Source organism: Vibrio sp. V39_P1S14PM300, assembly GCF_009904765.1.
In the GTDB taxonomy this organism is placed as follows: domain Bacteria; phylum Pseudomonadota; class Gammaproteobacteria; order Enterobacterales; family Vibrionaceae; genus Vibrio; species Vibrio proteolyticus.
The window spans coordinates 1-24148 of record NZ_WXWP01000380.1 but is presented as its reverse complement, the minus strand read 5'-3'; the positions used below and the strand labels follow the sequence as shown (position 1 = coordinate 24148).

At 50.5% G+C, this 24148-nt stretch carries 19 protein-coding genes; 5 read left to right on the top strand and 14 right to left on the bottom strand.

From position 1 onward, the window contains the following. On the top strand, nucleotides 1-1560 hold a 1560-nt coding region (locus CAG65_RS19820; RefSeq protein ID WP_161454734.1), incomplete at its 5' end, for a BCCT family transporter. A 70-nt stretch (nucleotides 1561-1630) separates the two neighbouring features. Here the strand turns inward: CAG65_RS19820 and CAG65_RS19815 are convergent. Beyond that, nucleotides 1631-2350: a 3'-5' exonuclease gene (locus tag CAG65_RS19815; RefSeq protein WP_161454733.1), complete on the bottom strand. Its 720-nt coding sequence runs from the start codon at nucleotides 2348-2350 to the stop codon at nucleotides 1631-1633. Between the two features lie 9 nt (nucleotides 2351-2359). Further along, nucleotides 2360-4249, bottom strand: coding sequence for a DUF294 nucleotidyltransferase-like domain-containing protein (locus CAG65_RS19810; RefSeq protein ID WP_161454736.1), 1890 nt, complete (start codon nucleotides 4247-4249; stop codon nucleotides 2360-2362). Between the two features lie 254 nt (nucleotides 4250-4503). On the opposite strand from CAG65_RS19810, the gene CAG65_RS19805 reads away from it, so the two are divergent. After that, a complete protein-coding gene (locus CAG65_RS19805) occupies nucleotides 4504-6387 on the top strand; it encodes a methyl-accepting chemotaxis protein (RefSeq protein WP_161454732.1) in 1884 nt (627 codons plus the stop codon). A gap of 94 nt (nucleotides 6388-6481) precedes the next feature. Here CAG65_RS19805 and CAG65_RS19800 read toward each other — a convergent pair whose 3' ends face one another. From CAG65_RS19800 to CAG65_RS19770, 7 genes are all read right to left on the bottom strand, one after another. Beyond that, nucleotides 6482-7585: a phosphoribosylaminoimidazolesuccinocarboxamide synthase gene (locus CAG65_RS19800; protein ID WP_161454731.1), complete on the bottom strand. Its 1104-nt coding sequence runs from the start codon at nucleotides 7583-7585 to the stop codon at nucleotides 6482-6484. A gap of 270 nt (nucleotides 7586-7855) precedes the next feature. Further along, nucleotides 7856-8251 carry a SulA-like leucine-rich domain-containing protein gene (locus tag CAG65_RS19795; protein ID WP_161454730.1) on the bottom strand — a complete coding sequence of 132 codons (396 nt, stop codon included), beginning with the start codon at nucleotides 8249-8251 and terminating at the stop codon, nucleotides 7856-7858. A gap of 328 nt (nucleotides 8252-8579) precedes the next feature. After that, entirely contained in the window at nucleotides 8580-8765 is a 186-nt protein-coding gene (locus CAG65_RS19790; protein ID WP_161454729.1) for a hypothetical protein, read from the bottom strand. Nucleotides 8766-8937: 172 nt separating this feature from the next. Continuing rightward, complete coding sequence (locus CAG65_RS19785; protein WP_161454728.1) at nucleotides 8938-9906, bottom strand: tetratricopeptide repeat protein; 969 nt, start codon at nucleotides 9904-9906, stop codon at nucleotides 8938-8940. 57 nt (nucleotides 9907-9963) lie between these two features. Beyond that, nucleotides 9964-10632 (bottom strand): OmpA family protein, encoded by a 669-nt coding sequence (locus CAG65_RS19780; RefSeq protein ID WP_021705467.1) that lies wholly within the window; start codon nucleotides 10630-10632, stop codon nucleotides 9964-9966. 112 nt (nucleotides 10633-10744) lie between these two features. Beyond that, the gene (locus CAG65_RS19775; protein ID WP_161454727.1) at nucleotides 10745-11428 is read right to left on the bottom strand and encodes a DUF2786 domain-containing protein; all 684 of its coding nucleotides are present in this window, start codon (nucleotides 11426-11428) and stop codon (nucleotides 10745-10747) included. Nucleotides 11429-11549: 121 nt separating this feature from the next. Then, the gene (locus CAG65_RS19770; RefSeq protein WP_021705469.1) at nucleotides 11550-12227 is read right to left on the bottom strand and encodes a DUF3334 family protein; all 678 of its coding nucleotides are present in this window, start codon (nucleotides 12225-12227) and stop codon (nucleotides 11550-11552) included. A 187-nt stretch (nucleotides 12228-12414) separates the two neighbouring features. On the opposite strand from CAG65_RS19770, the gene ydiJ reads away from it, so the two are divergent. From ydiJ to CAG65_RS19755, 3 genes are all read left to right on the top strand, one after another. After that, nucleotides 12415-15447 (top strand): D-2-hydroxyglutarate dehydrogenase YdiJ, encoded by a 3033-nt coding sequence (gene ydiJ / locus CAG65_RS19765; RefSeq protein WP_161454726.1) that lies wholly within the window; start codon nucleotides 12415-12417, stop codon nucleotides 15445-15447. Between the two features lie 57 nt (nucleotides 15448-15504). Further along, nucleotides 15505-15972 carry a methyltransferase family protein gene (locus CAG65_RS19760; protein ID WP_202599469.1) on the top strand — a complete coding sequence of 156 codons (468 nt, stop codon included), beginning with the start codon at nucleotides 15505-15507 and terminating at the stop codon, nucleotides 15970-15972. A gap of 134 nt (nucleotides 15973-16106) precedes the next feature. After that, complete coding sequence (locus CAG65_RS19755) at nucleotides 16107-17726, top strand: S1 family peptidase (protein WP_161448354.1); 1620 nt, start codon at nucleotides 16107-16109, stop codon at nucleotides 17724-17726. Nucleotides 17727-17769: 43 nt separating this feature from the next. Here CAG65_RS19755 and CAG65_RS19750 read toward each other — a convergent pair whose 3' ends face one another. The 5 genes from CAG65_RS19750 to hutI form a co-directional block, all read right to left on the bottom strand. Next, nucleotides 17770-18495, bottom strand: coding sequence for a DUF3581 domain-containing protein (locus CAG65_RS19750; protein ID WP_161448353.1), 726 nt, complete (start codon nucleotides 18493-18495; stop codon nucleotides 17770-17772). A 149-nt stretch (nucleotides 18496-18644) separates the two neighbouring features. Continuing rightward, complete coding sequence (gene hutH, locus CAG65_RS19745; protein ID WP_021705474.1) at nucleotides 18645-20177, bottom strand: histidine ammonia-lyase; 1533 nt, start codon at nucleotides 20175-20177, stop codon at nucleotides 18645-18647. A gap of 10 nt (nucleotides 20178-20187) precedes the next feature. Beyond that, entirely contained in the window at nucleotides 20188-21885 is a 1698-nt protein-coding gene (gene hutU, locus CAG65_RS19740) for a urocanate hydratase (protein ID WP_161454725.1), read from the bottom strand. 28 nt (nucleotides 21886-21913) lie between these two features. After that, nucleotides 21914-22924 (bottom strand): formimidoylglutamase, encoded by a 1011-nt coding sequence (gene hutG, locus CAG65_RS19735; RefSeq protein ID WP_021705476.1) that lies wholly within the window; start codon nucleotides 22922-22924, stop codon nucleotides 21914-21916. Continuing rightward, nucleotides 22917-24122, bottom strand: a complete 1206-nt coding sequence (hutI, locus tag CAG65_RS19730; RefSeq protein ID WP_161454724.1) for an imidazolonepropionase — start codon at nucleotides 24120-24122, stop codon at nucleotides 22917-22919. The genes hutG and hutI overlap by 8 nt, the downstream gene beginning before the upstream one ends. Between the last annotated feature and the right edge of the window lie 26 nt (nucleotides 24123-24148).

The window sequence follows — 24148 nt, the reverse complement described above, 5'->3', positions numbered from 1 at the left end:
GATAAGTACAGTATCGATAGTACCGACTATACAGTTGGTCAGGATAATGTACAGAAGTGGGGTTTTGACGTCCATAACCCGGTATTTGGTGTAAGTGCTGGCCTGATCGCTCTCTTTATTGTGGCAGCTTTGGTGCTTGATGCTCACACAGCGAAAACCGCATTGGATGGCTTGAAATGGAGCATCATTGGTGCGTTCGACTGGCTGTTTATTTGGTCGGGAAACATTTTCGTGATTTTTTGTTTGGCGCTGGTGGTATCGCCATTTGGTAAAATTCGTTTGGGTGGTAAAGATGCCACGGCAGACTTTTCCTTTATCTCCTGGCTGTCAATGTTATTTGCCGCGGGGATGGGGATTGGCCTGATGTTCTGGAGTGTCGCTGAACCGGTTGCTTATTACACGGGCTGGTATGAAACACCGTTGAATGTGGCACCGAACACACCGGAAGCTGCCAAAATGGCGTTGGGTGCGACGATGTTCCACTGGGGATTGCACCCTTGGGCCATTTACGGTGTTGTGGCACTGTCACTGGCATTTTTTGCCTACAACAAAGGTTTGCCGCTGTCGATTCGCTCGATCTTCTATCCGTTGCTGGGCGATCGCGCCTGGGGATGGGCTGGTCACGTTGTGGACATTCTGGCGGTATTAGCGACGCTGTTTGGTCTGGCGACATCGCTGGGTCTGGGGGCGCAGCAAGCCGCCAGCGGTATCCACCATGTGTTTGGTGTGGAATCGGGGCTGGGCCTTCAGATTATCGTGATCATCGCGGTCACGGCGCTTGCTACGTATTCCGTCATTCGTGGCCTGGAAGGCGGGGTGAAGCTGATCAGTAACATCAATATGATCGTGGCATTTTTGCTGCTGATTATGGTAGCGCTGATTGGTTACGCCATCACGTTTGGCTCGATCCCAACCACTTTTATGGCCTACGTAGAAAACATCATTCCGCTGAGTAACCCTCATGGCCGGACGGATGAAGCCTGGTTCCAGGGTTGGACAGTATTCTACTGGGCTTGGTGGATTTCTTGGTCACCATTTGTCGGCATGTTCATTGCGCGCGTCTCTAAAGGTCGTACAGTACGTGAATTCATCACTGCAGTTTTGATCGTTCCAACCTTGGTGACGCTGGTATGGATGTCTGTATTTGGCGGTATGGCAATTGAACAGGTGGTGGACAAAGTAGGCCAGCTAGGCTCGGAAGGTCTGACGGACGTATCACTGGCGATGTTTGAAATGTTCGACGTTCTGCCTATGGGTAAAGTGCTGTCGACCATCGCTGTGGTTCTGGTGCTGGTGTTCTTCATCACCTCGTCTGACTCTGGCTCTCTGGTGATTGATAGCATCACGGCCGGCGGTAAGGTGGATGCGCCTGTTCTGCAACGTATTTTCTGGGCTGTGATGGAAGGTGCAGTGGCCGCCGTTCTGCTGTGGATTGGTGGTACGGAGGCCATTCAGGCATTACAGGCCGGCGCGATTTCAACCGCGTTGCCGTTTACCATTGTGTTACTGCTCATGTGTGTCAGCCTGGTTATGGGGATGCGCACGGAGCGACAGCAATAAACACTGTGTCGCATTCAGGAAAGGGGCCATTGGCCCCTTTTTTTATTGCTTACGTTTTTGAATCGCTTGATTAGAGCAGGAAATCTTTGAGCGGTTGCTCTTTACTGTAATGGTGTGCAATTTGCGCCTGCAGTAACTCTGCGGTGGCAATCGCGTCGATCAGCGCGTGATGGGGAGTATACAGCGGCAGTCCATAACGGGAGCGACTTTGACCCAGACGTACCGACTGAGGTTTTTTGCCTTTCAGCCGATTAAGCAGACCACCGAACTGTTTCTTTTGAATTGTGCTTTCCAGTTCCATCGTGTCTACAACTGGAAATTCAATCCCTTCGCCGATGCGCGCCCGTAGCGCCGAGTCAAAAAACATCCGTTCAATCGGGTTGTAATGCACCACCGTGATTTTGCCGGCCATCTGCTCCAGCACTTCTTGGTATATCTCACTCAAATCGGGTGCATCGAGAATATCACTGTGAGTGATGCCGTGAATCACAATCGACTCTTCAGGCAACTGTTTGCTGGGGCGGACGGTCCAGTGCCTGGCTTTATTGACGAAGATCCGGTTCAGGGTAAACGGCACCGTCCCAATGGTAATGATGTCATCTTCTTTGGCATTTAAGCCGGTTGTTTCGAAATCCATCGCCAGAAATACCACATCTTCCATTGGGGTAGATGCTGGAGGCACTGCCTGACCATAGAACGCCAGCAGTGCCGGATCCTGAATCAGTTGTTGCTTCTGACGAAACTTGTTTTCCCAGTCAACCAGCGGGCTGGATACACTTCTTGTCAACATGGCGTTACCTTATTTAAAGCTTTTGCCGGCCTGATAACGGAACTTGAGGAAGTTCTGTGCGTTACTCAGGATCTGGAAGGCGTCTTTGAGGTTACGGCGCTCGAAATCGGACAGGTGCTCTGGCTCAATATTGTTGTCGGGCTCAATGTTGTTTTCGACATCGTAGGCTTGGTGACGAATTCGCACCATAGAGATGAATTCCAGTGCGTCTCGCAAATCTTCTGCTTTGCCTTTTGGCAGAATACCTGCGTCGATGATGTCATCCAGACGTTCAAAGGAGTTTTGTGAACGGGAGCCAACCGCCAGAGCGTGCACCCGGATCAAATCTGCCAGTGGCGCTGTACCGCGACGTTTAAGGTTGATCGAGTTATTGTGACGACCGTCTTTTTCCATCACAAAGTCTTTGAAGAAACCCAGAGGCGGCGTGCGGTTCAGCGCGTTGCGTGCCAGACAGGCCAGGAAGCGGTTATTTCTTCGTGCTCGACGCACAATAAAGCCGTTGAGTTGTTCTGCCCACTTCAAGCGGCCATAGACGCCATCCAGGTCAAAGAAAATAGAGGCGTTGAGCAGCGCTTTCGGGTTCGGGTTATCAATCCAGTCAGCAAAACACTCTTCCCACTCGCGGCGGGTCATCCGCCACGTTGGGTTAGTCGCCATGATGTCCCCGGTACAGTAGCTGTAGCCACATTTCGCCAGTCCGTCGCACACGAATGTCGCCAGCTCAGCAAAATAGGCGTCATGTTTGTCTTTGTCGAAACTGTCATCAAGGATAATGGCGTTATCCTGGTCGGTGACTATCAGTTGTTCGTCGCGACCCATAGAGCCCAGGGCGAGAAAACAGTATGGCACCGGAGGCTGACCAAACTGCTCTTCCGCCAACTCAAGAATACGCTGTTTGAAGCTGCGACCAATCACTGACATGGCACTGCCGACCATGTGAGAGTTGGCATCTTCGTTGACTAATCTGACAAAGCTGTCTTTGACCTGTTCTGACAGCGAAGCGAGGTCGTCTATTGTCTGCTGCTGGAAGATACTGCTGACCAGCAGCAGTGAGTTCTGTGATTCATAGCGGACGATGTCTGTGGCTTCGATGACACCAATCGGCTTTTTATCTTTGAGTACCGGCAGGTGATGCACGTTGTAACGCAGCATGGTTAGCATGGCTTCATAGACATAGGCGTTGTGATCAAGCGAAATGACTTCGGTGGTCATCACAGAAGCCACCTCATCCTGCGGATCCAGACCCGCTGCCAGAACTCGCGTACACAAGTCTCGGTCGGTAATGATACCGAGCAGGGAAGAGCTGTCATCTTCATCATCCTCTAACACTTCGGTGTCGATGATCAGCAATGACGACACATTCTCTTCAGCCATTTTGATCGCGGCGTTCTGTATGGTTTCGTTTTTCTGTACGAATGGCGCTTCACCGCTGAGCAAGGTACGCACTTTGGACGTGGTTAAGTCGTTTTGTTCGTTGCTACTAGAGATCGCCTGACGCAAACGGGCGTTATCCTGCACCTCGACAAAATCCGCGAAGCTGTCGTGATTTTCATACAGGTCCTGGAAGATGTCTTCGGGGATGCAATAGAGCAAAGTATCTTCAGTGGCTTTGGCGGGAAAACGCACTTTGTTATTGGTCAGCAGACCCATTTGACCGAACAGCGCCCCTTGATCCAGGCGGTTATACAGTTCGCCCTTACGTCGGTATACTTCCACGACGCCACTACGCACCACATACAAGTCATGAATTTGATCACCGAAGTGGATGATGGGCGTATCTTCACGGAAGTAAGAGATTTCAACATGTCGCGCGACATGTTGCAGAACCTCTTCCGGCAGTTCGTTAAAAGGAGGGTGTTGCGAAAGAAAATTTTGAATTTCAAGCAGTTCTGCTTCCATCATGCACTCCATTAGGGTGTTTTCATAGATACTACATGAAGAGGGTAAATATCTCTAATTGCGACGGTATTTTGTCGGAAATAAATGGCAGAGTAGTGTTAATTTATTGTCATGTGACAATAAAATGTCAAAATAAAATTGTTTAAAAACATGTGGTTATAAATTTTAAAAAAACTATCAATACTGCGTGCACATAATATAAAATCTGGTTAATATTCGCACTTCTATCTGTTCCTAAAAATAACGTAATGCCAATGAAAATTTCACTGAAACAAAAGCTGATTGGCGCCAGCCTGTCAGCGGTCGTTGCTATGGCAACGGCACTAACCTGGCTGTCGGCGGACCAACTTTTTGAACAAACCCGTAATGGCGTGTACGCCCGTGCCGAAAGTCTTGCCACCGCAGCTTCTTCCGGTATCTCTGACTGGGTTAACATCCGTAAGAGTATTTCCACTGCTTTCAACGATTACTCGCAAGAAATGGATGTTGTTCCTTATCTGCAACAGGCGCGGAAAGCGGGTGGCTTCGATGACATCTTTTTTGGGACGCCGGCTGGCGAGATGTACCGCTCTCATCCTGAACGTAATCGTGCCGATTACGATCCTCGTACGCGTCCTTGGTACAAAGACGCGCAAGCGGCAGGCAAGCAAATCATTACTACGGCCTACCAGGATGCGATCACCAATGCATTGTTGGTGACCATCGCTGAGCCAGTACGTAAAAACGGCCAGTTTGTCGGTGTTGTTGGTGCGGATGTACTGATTGATCAGTTGATCAATGATGTGATCAGCCTGGATGCCGGCGACAATGCATTCGCTATGTTGATTGACAAGCAGAACGGCACTTTCCTGGCCCACCCGGATAAATCCCTGATCCTTAAGCCCGTGAACACCATTGCCAAATCACTTACGATGAGTTCGATTGAAGATGCTGCGAATGCAAAGCGCATCGATGACATCACAGTGAGAGGTCAGGATAAACTGCTGTACTTCAAGAATATTCCGGGTACGGACTGGGTATTCGCGATCCAAATGGACAAATCCACAGAAGAAGCGGCGCACGCACAGCTCCTTCGTGGCCTGATCATTACCGCCGTGATCATCACTATCATCGTGATTGCTCTTGTTTCCTGGTTGGTGAGCTTCCTGTTCCGTGATCTGGGCCGGGTGTCTGTTGCGTTGGAAGAGATTGCATCTGGTGAAGGTGACCTGACTCAACGTTTGGAACCACGCAGTGATGATGAAGTTGGCCAATTGGCGCAAAACTTCAACGTGTTTGTGGGTAACATGCACACCATGGTCTCGAAGCTGAGCCACGTTTCAGCGGCTCTGTCTGAACAAGCGAAGCAAACCGCATCGCACGCCGAAGAGCGTAGCACCCGCATTCGCACGCAGCAGGATGAAATCAATATGGTCGCCACCGCGATCAATGAGATGGCTGCTGCGACACAAGAAATCGCAGGCAACGCGGACAACACAGCGCAAAGCTCAACTGAAGCCGTTACCGCTTCTAAGCATGGCGCCGAGCAAGTGAATCAGACTCAAGGTTCTATCCAGAATCTGGCAGAAGAAGTTCAGGTTGCAACGGAAGTGATTAAAGAGCTGGAAGTGCACGGCAACAGCATCAATACTATTTTGTCGACCATTCAGGACATCGCGGAGCAAACCAACCTGTTGGCACTGAATGCGGCGATCGAAGCGGCACGTGCGGGTGAGCAGGGGCGGGGTTTTGCTGTGGTAGCTGACGAGGTTCGTGTTCTGAGCCAACGTACGCATGCCTCAACACAAGAGATCCAGCAGATGATTGAAACGCTGCAGGGCACAACGGCGAAAGCGGTCGGCATTATGGATGACAGTCGTATGCTGGCGACCACCAGTGTTGATGACGCGAATCTGGCAGCAGCAAGTCTGACTCAGATTCAATCCGCTGTGGAGAGCATCAGCGATATGGCCACTCAGATTGCATCGGCCGCTGAAGAGCAAGCGTCGGTCACGTCGGAGATTACTCGTAACACAGTCGGTATCCGTGACGTGTCGAATGAGCTGGCAGACGAAGCGCATGAAGCCGCGTCTCAGGCTGCGCAGCTTTCTGAGCTGTCTTACGAGCTGGAACAAGAAATCAGCCGCTTCAAGCTGTAACTCCTCTCGACCAAAACAAAAACGCCAGTCTCAGACTGGCGTTTTTTTATCAGTGTCCGTTAGAATAACGAACGTCATTCATGCACGGGCGTTCTCAGTCGATCAGGCCATAAGACTGGCTCAGAACATCAATGATTTCCTGTTTCGGATTTGCGCTGAGGTGAACCGGTTGCCCAGTGATTTTCTCTGCAATGCCTGTGTAGGTGCGTGAGACCGCCATCAGAGCGTCTTGCGGCAGTTCATTGTCGTGCGCCAATGCTTCACGCTCTGGCATGCGATCTTTATTCAACAGGATATCCGGGTCTGGGAAGTAGTTGAGCAGAAACTGACGGAAGTCTTCTTTTGAGTTTTCGACTATCTCGCCATTCTGATACGCTTTCGCATCCCAAATTCGGGAGGAATCTGGTGTGCCAACTTCGTCCATGTAAATCAGCTTCTCCTGACCGGAAGCATCAGTTACATAGCCGAATTCAAATTTGGTATCAACAAAGATCTGACCCACGTTAGCCAGTGCTTCACTGATCACACCGAAACCGTCTTTAAGCAAGGTTTCATACTGAGTGATATCCGCCGCCGAGGTGAAGTTAAACGCAGCGAAATTGTCTTCGATATTCTGACGAGTGATGTTGACATCATCCGCTTCTGGAACGCCCGGAATGCCGCTCAGAATACCTTTAGTCGATGGTGTGATCAGCAATTCAGGCAATGGTTTGTCTTTCTCGAGCCCCTCCGGTAGTTGAATACCACAGAACTCGCGTTCGCCTTTGGCGTACGCACGCCACATGGAGCCTGTGATGTACTTGCGGCAAATGGCTTCAATTTTGATCGGTTTCGCTTTTTGAACGATCCAAACAAAAGGGTGAGGGATATCCAAAATATGGCTGTCGGCCAATCCATGCTGTTGGAAAAGTTTAAACCAGTGATTGGAGATCGCATTTAATGCGGCGCCTTTACCCGGTACTCCTTTCAAACCACCTTCGCCTTTCCAGATACAGTCAAAAGCGGAAATCCGGTCGCTGATCACCATGATCGCCAGCGGCGCATCCGGGGCGACATTATAGCCTTTTTCTTGAATTAGACGTTTGCTGTCCTCTTCGGTCAGCCAGTAGACGGAGCGGACTTTACCGCTATGAACCGGTAGGTGGGTACGAATGGGAAGATCGTCGTTTACGGCGAGAACTTGATCGGCAAGGCTCATTGAGACATTCCTATCTAGAGTTAAGAAGCATACAGTCGATGATTTGAGCTTCGATGCTCTGGCTCAAAACACCAGTTCGACAGGCATCATACCAGAACTATTTCTGGCTTCCAGATAAAAAGCAAACGTTTGCCTTAAAATATCATGCCACCGACTGAGATCAAAAATAGACATAATAGATAGAAAAAAGCCTCCTTACAGGCGGAGGCGCAAAGACAGTCAAAAGCATGGCAGTGGGTATCACACATCGCTGTCGATTCGTTGAACTTGTTAATGGTACTGTTTGGTTCTGCCTTCAACGAAAAAAACTTCACAGTGATGCACACGACCAAAGTCTTTCAACAGGTGCTGATTGACCACATCAATTTGATTCGATGCCACAACGGCACTGGCATTGCCTGATTTGATCGCTTTTATCACGATCTCCAGTTCAGACTGAGATCGGGAAGGCTTCATCTGAATGATTTTGTTGCAGCTGACGTTAGACGCTGCAAATTGCTTGTAATCCGGACGAGGACACTCGGCGGTAAACAAAATCCATTGACCCTGAGATGATAAACCTGCCAGACGTTGCAGGGCTTCCCGAGGGATCTTCATCGGTTCAGTCGGTTGCGCCAATACATTGTATTTAGAAAATGAAGCTGAGTGTGTATGTGCCTGAAACATAACTTAACTGTCCTTATATACATGCTGTATGTGTATACAGTAGTTTTAAATAAGGAACTGATCAAGTGGTTTTTGTGTAGGGGATAGGGATAGTCGACTGGATAAATGAGAGTTTTCTTAGCCAACTATATGTAAAATAAAGATTATTTATTGGTTTCGGTGCGGGGTTTAACATTGGAAAAGTATGATGATTTGTGACCGGATATACAGTTTTGTCTTGTGCCGATGTCAGAAAAGTACTGTATACAGTAGTGAGTGTGACCTTGGGGAAGAAGGATGAGACGAAGGAAAAGTCAATAAGCGCCAACGGGCGCTTATTATCGGGTTGTTAACGTGGCTGAATTTGCTGACGTTCTCTGTGCTGAAGCTCTGCGAGGTTAAACTGGCGTACATCCAGTGAAGCTAGGTCATTGCAATTTTTGCATGAGTGGTGTGCTTTGCCGTCAATGTACTCGTGCTTTGCCAGCAAGTTTGGCTTTTTGCACCAGTCGCAGATTCCTTCAATAGTAAACATAGTCTCTCCCACCTGTGTTGAGTTAGGTGTCATTTTCGGCGGCGATTATGACATAGTTGCCTAACACGAGTTAACTATTTGTTACTCAGAGTGCGAGAGGGATCGTTTGCGTCAGTCCTTTTGATTTCGGGCTGTGTGAAACTTAATCACTTGGCTTTTTTTAGATGTGTAACTATTTATTAACAACTTTAAGTACCGTTTTCAACGCACTGTTGAGGCGCTTCATCTCTTCCTCACTGCCTTTTGAGTCGGGATGATATAGCCGGGACAACTGCTTATAACGTAGCTTGATCTTTCTATTGTCGAGTTTGTCGTCAACGGTGAATCCAAGCATCGCAAATGCTGTGGCCGTTGTGGCGTCTTCTGGTCTCGAAGGGGAGACGTTAGCCTGAGGTGGGTTTTGTGCAAACTTAAGCTGCCTGAACAAGATTTGCAGCTGTTTTTTGAGTTTCAGTAACTCGGCGTCTTTGTCCTCAATCTGACGCATTAACGTTTCACCTTCCACTACGTCATACTCATTTTCCGCTCGTTGTTTGCCTAGTCGGAAAGCGGCGTAGAGCAATACGGTTAACAGCAGCATGCCAGCGGGAATGAGATAAATCTGAGATAACCACTTGAAAGGAGAGGAAAGGGGCTGATCGTCAGAAAGTTGGTTGAGTGCCTTGAATTGATCAAGTTGCTTGGCGCGCTGTCGGTTAAACCTGATTTCCAGTAATCGGGAGTAGGCACTTTCTGCATCGGCGCTGCGTTGTGCGGCAAGTTGATACCAGCCCAGTGCGATGTCCGTTGCGTGCTTGCTTTCAAACCACTGGCCAAGCTCGTATTGGGCGTCAACGTCCCCCTGGGTGGCCGCACGATTCAGCCAAAACATGCCTTCGGCAACGTCTTGCTCGACACCGCGACCATCCAGATAAGCGTGTCCCAATCTGGCCTGCGCGGTCAGGTTACCGTTGTCTGCACTGCGTTGTAACCAATAGAAGGCATCACTGGCTTTTTCGCCAGGCGTGGTTTGGTAGTAGTGAGCCAGTTCTAACTGAGCGGCAGGGTCGTTGCGTTTTGCCTGATCCAGCAAACTGGGTGCTGGCCCGGCAACGGAAAATGCAGAAAAAAGAACCAGGAAAGGGAGTAACGGCTTCACCATCGGATTGCTTCCATCAATAACAAAGGACTCAGTATTGCTACTGAGTCCCGAATGTTACTATTTTAGCGGAAGAATTTGAATTTCCACTCGGCGGTTGCATGCGCGACCTTCAGATGTGCCGTTGGTACAGATAGGATTACGTTCGCCGTAACCACGTGCGATGGCACGGCCAGACGCTACACCCTGAGACAAGAGGTAAGAACGCACAGATTCAGCGCGACGTTCAGACAGTGACTGGTTGTAGGTGTCACTACCCGTGTTGTCCGTGTAACCGCTGATCACCAGGCTGGTATCCGGATATTCGACCAGGATTCGGGCTACGCCGGTCAAAGTGTTATGGATGCTGCTGTTCAGTTGGTATGAGTTGGTATCAAAACCAATGCCGTTTTGCATACGCAGCACCAATTGGTTTTCACCGACACGCTGAACCTGAACACCCGAGTTTAAAAGTTGTTTACGTAGCGCCGCTTCCTGTTGGTCGAAGTAGTAACCTACGCCACCACCAACCGCAGCGCCACCAGCTGCACCCCACAGGGCATGCTGACGACGTTCTTTGGCATCGTCACCTGTAGCCAGACCTACTGCCGCACCTGCCAGCGCTCCCCAAAGAGCCCCTTTTGTTGCAGAGTTGGTTTCGGTTTCGCCAGTTGTGGCATCCTGACGCTGAGTAGCCTGACAGCCGGACAGGATGACTGCAACGGCAAGAGCAAGCGTTAATTTTTTCACCGTAATCTCTCCGTGTGTTTTTTCAGATTAACACCCAAAGAATAAACGCTTTACTAATACTTATGTCAAACCGGATAAGTATAAATTGACCTAATGCTAAAAATGCTGACGTTTATTTAAGCATTTTGGGCGCTTGCGCACCATCTATCGGTCTGTTAACAGATACCGTGCGGCCTTTTTTTAACCCTTTTTCGTAATCGTCCGTGAGGTTTTTCATCGCCTCGCGTAGCTGTTGTTTGAACGTTTCCCGATCGATATTCTCAAATTCTTTATCGATGTAGTTGTTGATTTTATTGGCCGACTCTTCATCAGGCGTAATGATGGGCAACTTTTCTAAAGCCCCCTCAACCCAACCGGAAACGAACGAGTTTACCCGACGGGTGACCTCCCCGTTTGAGGTGCCGCTGCCAGCAAAGCTGTTACGGAACTGGCCTGTCTGTTCATTCATTTCGCGATAAATGATATCGAAGGCAAACGCGGCAAAGATGGCACGGTCTGCTTCACCGATAAACTCACACCGCTTCAGGCCTTTGTGATTGACCAGCACGGCTTCCACACCAAATTTTGTGTTGATGCCACGGATGATACGCAGAAGAGTGGAACTGATATTGGCAGGCAACAAATGAGTCGATTTCGTCTTGCCCATTTTGATGAATTCAATATCATCTTTGTCCAGACCGTATTTCAGCATTAACCGGTGTGCCATCTTGATGGCATTCGCGGCTTCATTAACGTTGGCTGAATTGCCAAGTTCCAGGCACTTAGCGATCTTTTTAAGGGCTTTCTGTTTATCCATTGACGAAAAAACGGCTCTCTGTTGAATCAAAAGTCCGACATTTTACCGTTTTTGGCTTGCGAGGGGAAGAAAGGAAAAAACCGCCCTCAATATTGAAAGCGGCGTTTGTGACAAGAGAAGGTTACAGCCCGAGTTCGTCCAGCAGATCGTCGGCGGAGTTATCGGCTTCCGATTGCGAGCTTTTGTTGCTCATTCTTTGTTGAGTCTGTTCCAAGATGTCGTCCGGGCTTTCATCTTCTGCGATTTCAAACTCTTCAAGCTGGATGAATTCCGTTTTATCCATTGCCAGTTCCAGGTAGAAGATGTTGTTGTTCGCGGTGGAGAAAGTGACCCGGCGCGCTTGTGGGCGATCAAGATTGGTATCCACCTGCAGAATAACCTGTTTGTTGATAGACAGCATCTTAGGCTGGTTTTGCGTGATGTTGGTTTGCAGCTCTTTGCGCACTTTATTGGTAAAGTCACCCACCAGTTGGTTCATCAGCTCACCCAGCACATCGCCGACTTCATCTGAGGTATGCAGCACAGCCAGTTCCTCTTCTGGCATGCCCATATTGCGCATGTAATTGGTGTAAATTTCCAGTGCGGCTTTCGCCGTAAAGTTGATGACAACCAGGCCAGAGAATCCGCCGTCGAACAACACAAAACAGCCAAAGTCCGGCTTAAGGCTGGTTTTGCTGATTTTCTGCACCATGGCGGAGTAAGAGACGTGGGAGTTAGTGGCGGAAGAAAGTACGCCTGAAACCGATTGGCAAAGCTTTAATAAAATGTCTTCGGTGGTGACCACTTTGTTTTTTTTCATTATGGATTCGCTCTGATAAGAATGATGATGTGAATGCGTGCGTCTCGATATTTATAGAACATTTCCATTTTGGCACCGAGATTCTGTTTTGATCACCTTTTTAAATGTTGTAAAGTGACGAAACTCAAAGATTAAAATTAAATTAACCCAGTGCTGAGAGGATCAGCACCATAGGGGCAGGAAGCAAATGTTACCAAGACTTGATACTCAGTCCGATGTCGATGCCGTTGTTTTACGTTATCTTGAGGAGCTGAGAGCCGCTGGTTTCAGCGGTGATATTGAAACTCAGTATGCCAGTCGTCTGGCTGTTTCAACCGACAACAGCGTTTACCAACAACTTCCCCAGGCGGTGGTACACCCCAAATCCACCGATGATGTCTCACTTCTCGGCAAAATTGCCAGTCAATCTGATTATGAGCGAGTGACTTTCTCACCTCGTGGAGGCGGCACTGGGACCAACGGTCAATCGTTGACCAAAGGCATCATCGTCGACTTGTCCCGTCACATGAATCAAGTGTTGGAAGTGAACTCCGAAGAAGGCTGGGTCCGTGTCCAGACTGGTGTGGTGAAAGATCAGCTTAATGATGTGGTACGTCCGTTTGGCTATTTCTTCTCGCCGGACCTGTCGACCAGTAACCGCGCTACACTGGGTGGAATGATCAATACCGATGCATCGGGACAGGGGTCACTGAAGTACGGTAAAACGTCGGATCATGTCCTGTCGTTGCAGGCCGTTTTCGCTGATGGTTCGATACTGGAATCAGACTTGTCTCATGGGGAGGCGAGCCCTGAGACGTTAGCGGCTCAGGCTGTCGATGTCGCTGAGCAGGTATGCCGTAACAAGCGCGGCCAAATTTTGGATAAGTTCCCGCCGCTCAACCGTTTTTTGACGGGTTATGATCTGAAAAATGCCTTGAATGAACAGGGCGAATTCGATTTTACTCGCATTTTGTGTGGTTCAGAAGGGTCGTTGGCCTTCATTACCGAAGCCAAGCTCAACCTGACCCCGATCCCGAAAGCGCGCACACTGGTCAATGTGAAGTACAACAGCTTCGATTCCGCATTGCGTCATGCCCCTTTTATGGTGGAAGCAAAAGCCCTTTCTGTAGAAACCGTTGACTCAAAAGTGCTCAATCTCGCCAAGCAGGATATTGTCTGGCATACCGTCAGTGATTTGCTGACCGATGTGCCAGGTAAGGACATGCAGGGCATTAATATGGTTGAGTATGCCGGTCAGGACGAACAGGAAGTCGCCGAACAGGTACGCCAACTGACCTTGCAGCTCGATAACATGCTGGAAAGTGAGCAGGCGGGCATCATCGGTTATCAGGTGTGCAGCGATTTAGCCAGCATCGGTCGCATATACAACATGCGTAAAAAAGCGGTCGGTCTGCTTGGCGCCACCAAAGGTGCGGCTAAGCCCGTGGCGTTTGCAGAAGATACGTGTGTGCCACCAGAGCATCTGGCTGACTTTATCGTCGAGTTTCGAGAGTTGCTCGACAGTAAGCAGCTTCATTACGGGATGTTTGGTCACGTGGATGCCGGAGTACTGCATGTACGCCCGGCTCTAGACATGTGTGACCCGTCGCAAGAAGCGTTAATGCACGAGATTTCCGATGACGTGGTCAAGCTGGTGGCCAAATATGGTGGTCTGATGTGGGGTGAACACGGTAAGGGGTATCGCTCTGAGTACGGTCCGGCGTTTTTTGGTGAAGAACTGTTTACTGAGTTGCGTCGCGTCAAAGCCGCGTTTGACCCGCACAACAAGATGAACCCGGGTAAGATCTGTACACCGCTGAACAGTGATGCAGAGCTGGTCAAAGTAACGGGCACCAAGCGGGGGTATTTCGACCGTCAGATTGACGTTCAGGTACGTGATAGCTTTAAACAGGCGATGGAGTGTAACGGAAACGGACTGTGTTTTAACTACGATACAGCGTCTCCGATGTGTCCGTCGATGAAAGTGACCGCTGACCGTCGGCACTCTCCGAAGGGGCGCGCGGGTTTGGTCCGTGAATGGTTACGCCAACTGACGGAGCATGGGGTAGATATTCTCGATCTCGAAAAGCAGACTCTATCTGCTTCGCCAAGCGTGAAAACCATGATTGATCGGGTGCGCAATACGTTGAACAAACGGCATGAGTACGATTTTTCTCACGAAGTGCTGGAAGCCATGAATGGTTGCCTGGCCTGTAAGGCGTGCGCCAGTCAGTGTCCAATTAAAGTGGATGTACCAAGCTTCCGCTCCCGGTTCCTGAATATCTACTATTCACGTTACCAACGCCCGGCGAAAGATTATCTGGTGGCTAATATTGAATCTGTGCTGCCTGTGATGGCCAAAGCGCCTAAAGTAGTGAATGCGGCCTTAAAGCAACCTTGGCTGAAACGCCTGACCGCATCGACGGTCGGGTATGTTGATGCGCCGCTGCTGTCGGTTCCCGTTTTGTCAAAACGATTGAGTGGTCTACCGGTCTTTGATATGCAAAAGCTGGCGTTGCTGTCCAAAGAGGAACGCAGTCAACACGTGTTGATCGTGCAGGACCCGTTTACCAGTTACTATGACGCCGGTGTGGTGGAAGACTTTGCTCATTTGGTCAAAAAGCTTGGGATGACTCCGGTGTTATTGCCGTTTAAGCCGAATGGTAAAGCGCAGCACATCAAAGGCTTCCTTCGCCAGTTTGCCAACAGCGCGCACTCAACAGCGGCGTTTCTTGAACAGGTTGCCGATTTGGGGATTGCTATGGTTGGCGTCGATCCGGCGCTGGTGCTCTGTTACCGCGATGAGTACGCGGAAGTCCTGGGTGACAAGCGGGGCGATTTTGACGTGCTGAATGTCCACGAGTGGTTGCATCCTCGTTTGCCGTCTTTCCCGGCGGCGGAGGCTGCAGAGAGCGAAGCCTGGTATCTGCTTTCTCATTGTACTGAGAAAACAAAGATGCCGAATGCAGAGAAGGAGTGGGGCGCTATTTTTACTCACTTTGGTGCTAAGCTCAATGCGATCGCTGTCGGATGTTGTGGCATGGCGGGTACATTTGGCCACGAAGTCGATAAGTTGCAGATGTCGAAAGATATTTATGGCTTAAGCTGGAAACCAAGTCTGGAATCGCTACCGAAAGACCGCTGCCTGATTACGGGGTATTCGTGCCGAAGTCAGGTGAAAAGGTTTGAACAGGTGCCGACACAGCATCCATTGCAGGCACTGCTGAAAGTTCTCGCTTAATCCTATAGCCCGGCTGAACATGCCGGGCTTAACGTTTACCGTTATGGAAGGAAAAGGATGTCTATTCATAAACTCGAGTTACGCATTCCCCCGGTCGCGCTGTTCATCGTTTGGTTGATTCTGATGGAGCGGTTTGCCTCCGTCATGACGTTTGCGTCGGTGTCGTTACCGTTTACCTGGCTGGTGGCGACGATTTGCGTGGTTTTAGCCGGTTATGTTGGCCTTGCCGGGATTCATGAATTTCGCAAAATGCAGACCACAGTCAACCCGGTTAAGCCGGAGTCCGCCTCCCGGGTTGTCGATAGCGGTATCTTTGCCTATTCTCGCAATCCCATGTATCTGGGCTTGGTGATTTTGTTGTTCGGCGCGGGCTATTGGCTGGAGAACACTGTTGCACTGGTAATGCCTTACTTTTTTATTCTTTACATGAATCGCTTTCAGATTGGACCTGAAGAGCGCGTGTTAGGTCGGCTGTTCGGAGAGGAATATAAGTCGTACTTGTCTCGCGTAAGGCGTTGGATTTAATAATATTTTTGTTATTAGTGCTTTTGCTCTTTATCTCTCATTTCAACGATAAGTTATTGATATTTTATATCCCAACCGATAACTATTCGCTATGATCTTGCTTCCAAAAAATAACGGATAATAAGGAACAAGATATGAGTCTTTCTGGCAAGGTTGTTCTGGCTTTAGGCGCCACGACGCTTGGGTTGGCCAGTGCCCAAGCGACCGAATTCACGCCATATATCATTGATGGCTTCCCTTCCAATGCGTCACAGTGGCCGTACATGACGGCGATCGTACACAAGAATCAGGAAGCGATGAGTGGTCAGTTCTGTGGTGGCACGTTATACAAAGGCCGTTATGTCATTACGGCTGCGCACTGCGTTGATAACCTGAGCGAAGATGACATTGACTTGGTGGTGGGGATTAATGATCTGACCAAAGAGTCGTCTCAGGGGATCCGCGTTGGTGCATCGAAGATTACCGTGCACTCAAGCTACCGCGCTGGCGGTTGGAATTACGACATTGCCGTGATAGAGCTGGAGCGAACGATTCCAGCGTCACAGGCGCAAAGCGTGACACTTGCTGAGGACGGGTTTAATGCCACATTACCGTTGAATACCGTGCTGACCGTAATGGGATGGGGCGATCAAGACCCGGATCCTGAAACGGCGACATACCCCGCCCAGTTGCATCAGGTCGATGTCTTTATGCAATCTGATGAAATTTGCCATGCGTCGAGTCCGAACTTTGCGAGTGTGGGAGAAGATAACTTTTGTGCTGGCCGTGCCAATGTTGAAGGTTACGATTCCTGTGGCGGTGACAGTGGTGGTCCTATTGTTTTTAATGATGGTTCGGAAATCAAACAAGTTGGTATTGTGAGCTGGGGCAGCAGTCAGTGCGGCCAGCAGGGTACCTATGGCGTGTATGCGGACATTTCCTATTTCAATGACTGGATTCAGGAAAACGCATCAGGCTTTTATGTCGAACGCAATGTTGATCTTGGCTACATTGAGCCGGGTACCGTGACGCAAACTTTTACGTTTGTAAACGACTCGACCCAGGTTGTGGACATGAATACCATCTCGACTTACGAAGACGGTAAAGCATCCTCCTCAGTATTTGATGATCAGTGTTCAGCCAAGACACTGAACCCCGGTGAGCAGTGTATTGTCAGTCTGAAGACTGAGGTGAGTGCCATTGGCAGCTATGTTTATCAACTGTCTTACGACTACAATTTTGGCGGTATGCACAATGCTGACAACGCCTGGCTGGCGTTTGAAGTCAGAAACAAGGCCAGTGATGCTGTGACCCAAGCCTTGGCCGCCATGAAAGGCGATGCGGTATTTGTGAATGATGTCCCTTGGACAACCATGAAAAATGGTGTTCGTTCGGCGCCCGCGCTGGGCTTTTTCGAAGAATCTGAAGTGGTGATTACTGGAATCCCTTCCGGCGTTGTAACCTTTGATCTAAGTACTCAATCGGACTATGACACGTTAGATGTGTACATCAACGGGAGCCTTTCTGAAAGTATTGTAGGGTCGATTGACGTGCCGGTGACACTGAAATTTGTCACCTTCGATAACACATTGAGGCTGGTCTACACTCGAGGCTTGGAGTACACCGAAGGGGATGGCGCATCCATTACCAACGTGAAGTACAGCGTGCTTGGTTCGGAAACGTCCGTCAGTTCATCCAGCTCGTCAGGCGGTGGCTCGCTGGGATTCGGAGCGTTGATGGCTTTGTTGGTGACGTTACGTCGTCGATACGCATAAATAAAAACACCCGCCATCGGGCGGGTGTTTTTATATTCAAAAGCTAGGCAGCCTGTGCGAGCTGCTTAAGAAACATATCTTTTCGCTCGTTGAAACGTGTAACCAGGTTGTCGATATCAGCTTGGTTATAAGGCTTCAACCCGCTGGCAACCATACGTTTCAAACCTTTACCGACGATTTCGCCCGCTTCTTTGAATGCGAAGTTAAGTGTGACGACGCCGCGTTTTCCTTCCACATCAAAGGTTGCGCCAGTGAACTCGACCTCTGGGTGCGTCAAATCGAGGCGTTCAAACTCCACTTCCATGCTTTCGTATATCACCAGTGGACGCTGGCAATTGATCATCATCTGCTGCTCTTCCATCAGAGGAACCATGATGTGTGGAAAATTCATGCCTGAGAACTGGACATAATTTGTCACTACGTGCTCGATGAATGCCTGATCGTGGCTGACGTTACCCTGGCGATTCATGTGCAGGTATTCTTTGCCATTGGCGTCAACTACCGCGGCCTCTTTGTCACACTTGTTTTCGATGTGCAGCGCAATTCCGTCGTTCACCATGCCGGAGAAATCAAAACGCATCTTCTGGCTGATGCCTTGTTGTTGCAGCAGAACAGCAAACAACAGGTCGCCCGGAACACAGAAGCGTTTATTGTCTTCATCATGGATAGGGTTGTAATCACCCGCGACTTTTTTAGCGAAGTGGCTCGCCTGTTCACGAGTGAACTGGAATTGGTTGTCTTGTGTCGAAAAGTAAGGTGTCAGAAACATAATGTACGCTTGTAGCCAAAACTGTCCGGCATTATATCCAACTCTATGCGTTTAATGGTCCATCCAGTGTAAGGTTTTCGCCTGCAAATGACTGCAACATAAAAAAGCCCGGCAAAATTGCCGGGCTCAAAAGGCCTGAGTGCTTGATATTACAGGCTTGGTAACAGCTGTTCTGGCATCAGGTGATTGTGTACTGACAGTTTCAACAACGCGTTGGCTTGTTCAATATCGGGCGCGAAATAACGGTCTTTATCGTAGAACGGTACTTTTTCGCGCAGGATCTGTTTGGCTTCCTCGACACGTGCTGATGATTTGTTGGGTGCACGGAAATCCAGTCCCTGAGCTGACGCCAGATACTCGACAGCCAGAATGCCACGGGTGTTTTCACCCATCTCGCGCAGCCGGCGAGCGGCGAATGTTGCCATTGACACATGGTCTTCCTGGTTGGCAGACGTTGGCAGGCTATCGACGGAAGCCGGGTGAGCCAGGGTTTTGTTTTCACTGGCCAGTGCGGCAGAGGTCACCTGGGCAATCATAAACCCGGAATTGACACCGCCGTTGTCCACCAGGAAAGGCGGCAGTTTGCTCAGTGCACTGTCGATCAGCAGTGCCATGCGTCGCTCGGACAGGCTGCCGATCTCGGCGATAGCCAGTGCCAGGTTGTCCGCGGCCATCGCCACGGGTTCGGCGTGGAAGTTTCCGCCAGAAATGATGTCACCATCATCGGCAAAAACCAGTGGATTATCCGACACAGAGTTGGCTTCGACTTCCAGAGTCTCCGCTGCATTGCGGATCTGTTGCAAACACGCTCCCATAACCTGTGGCTGGCAACGCAAAGAGTACGGATCCTGAACTTTTTCACAGCCAACATGGGAGTCGCCAATGTCGCTGCTGCTGTCGAGCATGTGGCGGTAAGCCAGCGCTGCATCCATTTGGGTACGGTGACCGCGAACGCGATGGATGCGTGGATCGAATGGACGACGGCTGCCCAGAGCGGCCTCAACCGACATGGCGCCGCATACCGTCCCAGAAGCATACAAGTCTTCGGCGATGAACAGTCCTTCCAGAGCAAACGCCGTGGAAGCCTGCGTGCCGTTCAGTAATGCCAGACCTTCTTTCGGAGCCAGTGTGATAGGTTTAAGACCTGCCACTTTGAGCGCTTCGTGGCCAGAGAGGATTTCTCCCTTGTGGCGTGCCTGTCCTTCTCCCAGTAAGACGGTACTCATGTGTGCCAGTGGGGCGAGGTCCCCGGAAGCACCGACGGAACCTTTTTGAGGGACGCAAGGGTAGACCTCAGCGTTGACCAGAGCGATCAGCGCATTGATGACCTCCAGGCGGATACCGGAGAAGCCTCGTGCCAGACTGTTAATTTTGAGCACCATCATCATACGTACGGTTTCATCGCTCATTAACTCACCGATGCCTGCCGCATGGGATAAGACGATACTGCGCTGCAGCGTTTCAAGGTCCTCTGGGGCAATCCGGGTGTTGGCCAACAGACCAAAACCGGTGTTAATACCGTATACAGTGCGATTTTCTGCGATTACCTGATCCACCACACGAGTGCTCTCTTCGATGGCGGGGATGGCACTCGGGTCGAGTGCCAGTTGGACAGGTGAGCGGCTCACCTTACGCAAATCTTTTAAGCTAATCAGACCTGGCTTTAGCGTTAAATTCAGCATGTTCATTTCCTTACTTCAGTTTGCGCAGTTCTTCGTTGAGCATAGGCAGGTCAAGGCCTTGATCTGCAGCACATTGTTTCGCGATGTCATAACCGGCATCCGCATGACGCATAACACCAGTGGCCGGATCATTGTGCAGCACGCGGGCGATGCGTGCAGAGGCGTCATCGCTGCCATCACAACAAATCACCATACCGGAGTGTTGCGAGAAGCCCATGCCCACACCGCCACCGTGGTGCAGGGATACCCAGGTTGCGCCACCAGCCGTGTTCAGCAGGGCGTTCAACAGTGGCCAGTCTGATACGGCGTCTGAACCGTCCATCATGCCTTCAGTTTCACGGTTTGGGCTGGCAACAGAACCGGAGTCAAGGTGGTCACGGCCAATCACAACCGGCGCTTTCAGCTCGCCGTTTTTCACCATTTCATTGAAGGCCTGGCCGAGACGTTCACGATCCTTCAGCCCGACCCAGCAGATACGAGCAGGCAGACCCTGGAAGTGAATGCGTTCGCGTGCCATGTCCAACCAGTTATGCAGGTGTGGATTGTCCGGGATCAGCTCTTTGACTTTCTGATCGGTTTTGTAAATGTCTTCCGGATCACCAGACAGTGCTGCCCAACGGAACGGACCGATCCCTTCACAGAATAGAGGTCGAATGTATGCTGGCACAAACCCAGGGAAGTCAAACGCGTTTTCCACGCCTTCTTCAAGCGCCATCTGGCGGATGTTGTTCCCATAATCCAGTGTGGCCGCACCGCGATCTTGTAGCTCCAGCATGGCACGGACCTGAATGGCCATCGATTCTTTGGCGGCTTTCACCACTTTGGCTTCGTCGGTTTTGCGCATTTCAGCCGCGTAATCCATGGACCAGCCAATCGGCAGATAACCGTTGAGCGGGTCGTGGGCAGAAGTCTGGTCAGTGACGACATCTGGCGTAATGTTGCGCTCCACCAGCTCAGGGAACACATCTGCTGCATTGGCCAGCAGGCCGACCGAAACAGGCGTATCTGATTCATGAACGATTGCCAACGCTTCATCCAGGCTGGTGGCTTTTTTGTCCACATAACCGGTGCGCAAGCGGTAGTCGATACGTGACTCATCACATTCAACAGCGATCATCGAAAAACCAGCCATGGTTGCGGCCAGTGGCTGTGCGCCCCCCATACCGCCCAAACCACCGGTAAGAATCCAACGACCTTTCGCCTGACCACCAAAGTGTTTTTTCGCAACCGCGACAAACGTCTCGTAAGTGCCCTGAACGATGCCTTGCGAGCCGATGTAGATCCAACTACCGGCGGTCATCTGGCCATACATCATCAGGCCTTGCTTATCCAACTCGTTAAAATGTTCCCAGTTTGCCCAGTGTGGTACCAGGTTCGAGTTCGCAATCAGTACGCGCGGGGCGTTCTTGTGAGTCGGGAAGACACCCACAGGCTTTCCTGACTGAACCACTAAGGTCTGATCGTCTGCCAGGCGCTCAAGCACTTCGACGATTTTGTCGTAACATTCCCAATTGCGCGCGGCGCGTCCGATACCACCGTAAACCACCAGTGAATGAGGGTGCTCCGCCACATCTGGATCAAGGTTGTTCATCAGCATGCGCAGTGGGGCTTCCGTAAGCCAGGATTTTGCGCGTAGCGTCGTACCGTGTGGGGCACGAATAGTGCGTGAAGTATCGAGACGCTTATCTTCGTTGTGGCGTTCCGTCATGTTGAGACTCCTTCAGTTTCACGTAATGTTATTGTGGTGTTGACTGGTCGGTCATCGCATTGGCGATGTCCCAGCACAAACGTGCCGCAAGGCGGGCTGTCTGGCTGTCGACGTCATACGTAGGGTTATATTCGGCGATATCCGCCAGTACGAGTTTGTCTTTTGCTTCCAGAATTCGCTCCATATAGGGAGACAGGTCACTGAAATGGACACCGCGCGCGGCTGGCGCACTCACGCCGGGTGCGGTCGCGGCAGGGAAAACATCCAGATCGATGCTGAGATAGAGATAGTCGCAGCTGTCGATAAAGTGTTGCAGTTGAGTCAGGTGGTACACGTGATTTAACGGGCACAATTGGGTGTCTTCGACATACCAGACATTCAGCTCTTCCGCGCGCTGGAACAGTGCGGCGGTGTTGCTGGCTTTGCTGACACCGAGGCAAGCGTAATGAAACTCCCAGTCCTGTTGCTGACAGAAGTGAGCAATCTGGTTGAACGGGGTCCCTGAGCTCGGTTTGATGTCCGTTTTGCGGCTCTCAAAAGCTCGCAGGTCGAAGTGAGCGTCCAGATTAATGATGCCAATCTTTGGCCGCTGTTGGCCTTGTTTTATCAGGTAACGAGCCAGCCCCTGAAAAGATGCCCAGGCGGTTTCATGTCCTCCACCCAGTGTGATGACCGGAACATGGGGCAGCGCTGTCGCAATAATATTGGCACAATCGGATTGCGCTTTTTCCAGTTGGTCATCATCACACAATATATTGCCAAGGTCATACCAGCGTGCCGGGGTGTGCCAGGCCATATTGGCCAAAGCCCGGCGAATCAAATCCGGCGCCTTACGTGCTCCGGTTCGTCCTTTATTGCGCGCGACACCGGCATCACAGCAGAATCCGACCAATGCGATGCTGTCCGGGTGATCTGATAATTCACTAGCCTGTACTTTTTCGACGACGTGATGAATTCGCTTACCCAGTTCACCGTCCTCAGCGTCGTGGCGGCCTTGCCAGTGAAAATCCTGATTGGTGAGTGGCAGTAAGTCAGTCATGGCTCACTTCTCCATTTACGATGCGTTGATGAAGACGCGGCAGGCCAACCTGATAGCTCAAGTCCGCCGGATGCTGGACATTCCAAATACACAAATCCGCATCATACCCGGCTTGAATCTGGCCTCGCTCAGAGCCGTACCCCAAAGCGTTCGCCGCGTGACAAGTAACACCACGTAACGCTTCTTCGGGTGTTAGTCCAAATAAAGTACACGCCATGTTCATCATCAAGCCCAAATCGGCAAACGGTGAGGTGCCCGGGTTAAAGTCGGTGGCAATCGCCATTGGGATTTGTTTGTCTCTCAGTTTGGCAATCGGAGGCTGCTGGGTCTCACGTAAGAAATAAAACGCGCCTGGTAATAAGGTCGCTACTGTGCCAGAGGCTGCCAAAGCGTCTACACCAGAGTCATCCAGGTATTCGATATGATCTGCCGACAGCCCTTGGTATTTTGCCGTCAATGCGGTTCCACCGAGATTCGACAACTGTTCGGTATGGCCTTTGACGGACAGTCCGTGTTCAGTGGCACAGCGAAAGATTTTTTCGGTTTGTTCAAGATTAAAACCAATCGATTCACAGAATACGTCAACACTGGTGGCGAGTTTCTCTTGGGCAACCACTGGGATTAGGTGTTCGCAGATGAGGTCAATATATTCATCGGCGCGGTCACGATATTCCGGTGGCACAGCATGCGCAGCAAGCAGAGTGGTAGTGACTTTGATGCGGCGCTGGGATTCCAGCGCTTTCGCTGCGCGCAACATTTTTAGTTCGTCAGCAACAGTCAGTCCGTAGCCGGATTTGATTTCAACCGACGTAACGCCAGAGCGGATCAGTCCATCCAAACGGGGGAGGGCCAGCTCAACCAGTTCTTGTTCGCTGGCCTGGCGAGTCGCGCTGACCGTTGCCAGTATGCCGCCGCCCTGTTGGCTGATTTCGGTGTATGGTACGCCGTTTAAACGCATTTCAAATTCATTGGCACGGTTACCGGCGAAAATCAAATGGGTGTGGCAGTCAATCAGTCCGGGAGTGACCAAACGACCCTCGCAGTCAATCACCTGCTTAGCCTGTTGCTGCGACGTCTGTGTTCCGATCGCCACGATCTTTCCGTGGTCGATAGCGATGCATTGATTGTCCTGAGTCTGATAACCGCTGTTGCCAGGTTGCAAGGTAACCAGACGAGCGTTTTTTAACACCAAGTCCATATTGCCGTCTCAATGAGGTTTAAATG

Coding starts and splice junctions, on each gene's coding strand:
- CAG65_RS19815 (WP_161454733.1), bottom strand. CDS start 2,350: ATGTTGACAAGAAGTGTATCCAGCCCGCTGGTTGACTGGGAAAACAAG.
- CAG65_RS19810 (WP_161454736.1), bottom strand. CDS start 4,249: ATGGAAGCAGAACTGCTTGAAATTCAAAATTTTCTTTCGCAACACCCT.
- CAG65_RS19805 (WP_161454732.1), top strand. CDS start 4,504: ATGAAAATTTCACTGAAACAAAAGCTGATTGGCGCCAGCCTGTCAGCG.
- CAG65_RS19800 (WP_161454731.1), bottom strand. CDS start 7,585: ATGAGCCTTGCCGATCAAGTTCTCGCCGTAAACGACGATCTTCCCATT.
- CAG65_RS19795 (WP_161454730.1), bottom strand. CDS start 8,251: ATGTTTCAGGCACATACACACTCAGCTTCATTTTCTAAATACAATGTA.
- CAG65_RS19790 (WP_161454729.1), bottom strand. CDS start 8,765: ATGTTTACTATTGAAGGAATCTGCGACTGGTGCAAAAAGCCAAACTTG.
- CAG65_RS19785 (WP_161454728.1), bottom strand. CDS start 9,906: ATGGTGAAGCCGTTACTCCCTTTCCTGGTTCTTTTTTCTGCATTTTCC.
- CAG65_RS19775 (WP_161454727.1), bottom strand. CDS start 11,428: ATGGATAAACAGAAAGCCCTTAAAAAGATCGCTAAGTGCCTGGAACTT.
- CAG65_RS19770 (WP_021705469.1), bottom strand. CDS start 12,227: ATGAAAAAAAACAAAGTGGTCACCACCGAAGACATTTTATTAAAGCTT.
- ydiJ (WP_161454726.1), top strand. CDS start 12,415: ATGTTACCAAGACTTGATACTCAGTCCGATGTCGATGCCGTTGTTTTA.
- CAG65_RS19760 (WP_202599469.1), top strand. CDS start 15,505: ATGTCTATTCATAAACTCGAGTTACGCATTCCCCCGGTCGCGCTGTTC.
- CAG65_RS19755 (WP_161448354.1), top strand. CDS start 16,107: ATGAGTCTTTCTGGCAAGGTTGTTCTGGCTTTAGGCGCCACGACGCTT.
- CAG65_RS19750 (WP_161448353.1), bottom strand. CDS start 18,495: ATGTTTCTGACACCTTACTTTTCGACACAAGACAACCAATTCCAGTTC.
- hutH (WP_021705474.1), bottom strand. CDS start 20,177: ATGCTGAATTTAACGCTAAAGCCAGGTCTGATTAGCTTAAAAGATTTG.
- hutU (WP_161454725.1), bottom strand. CDS start 21,885: ATGACGGAACGCCACAACGAAGATAAGCGTCTCGATACTTCACGCACT.
- hutG (WP_021705476.1), bottom strand. CDS start 22,924: ATGACTGACTTACTGCCACTCACCAATCAGGATTTTCACTGGCAAGGC.
- hutI (WP_161454724.1), bottom strand. CDS start 24,122: ATGGACTTGGTGTTAAAAAACGCTCGTCTGGTTACCTTGCAACCTGGC.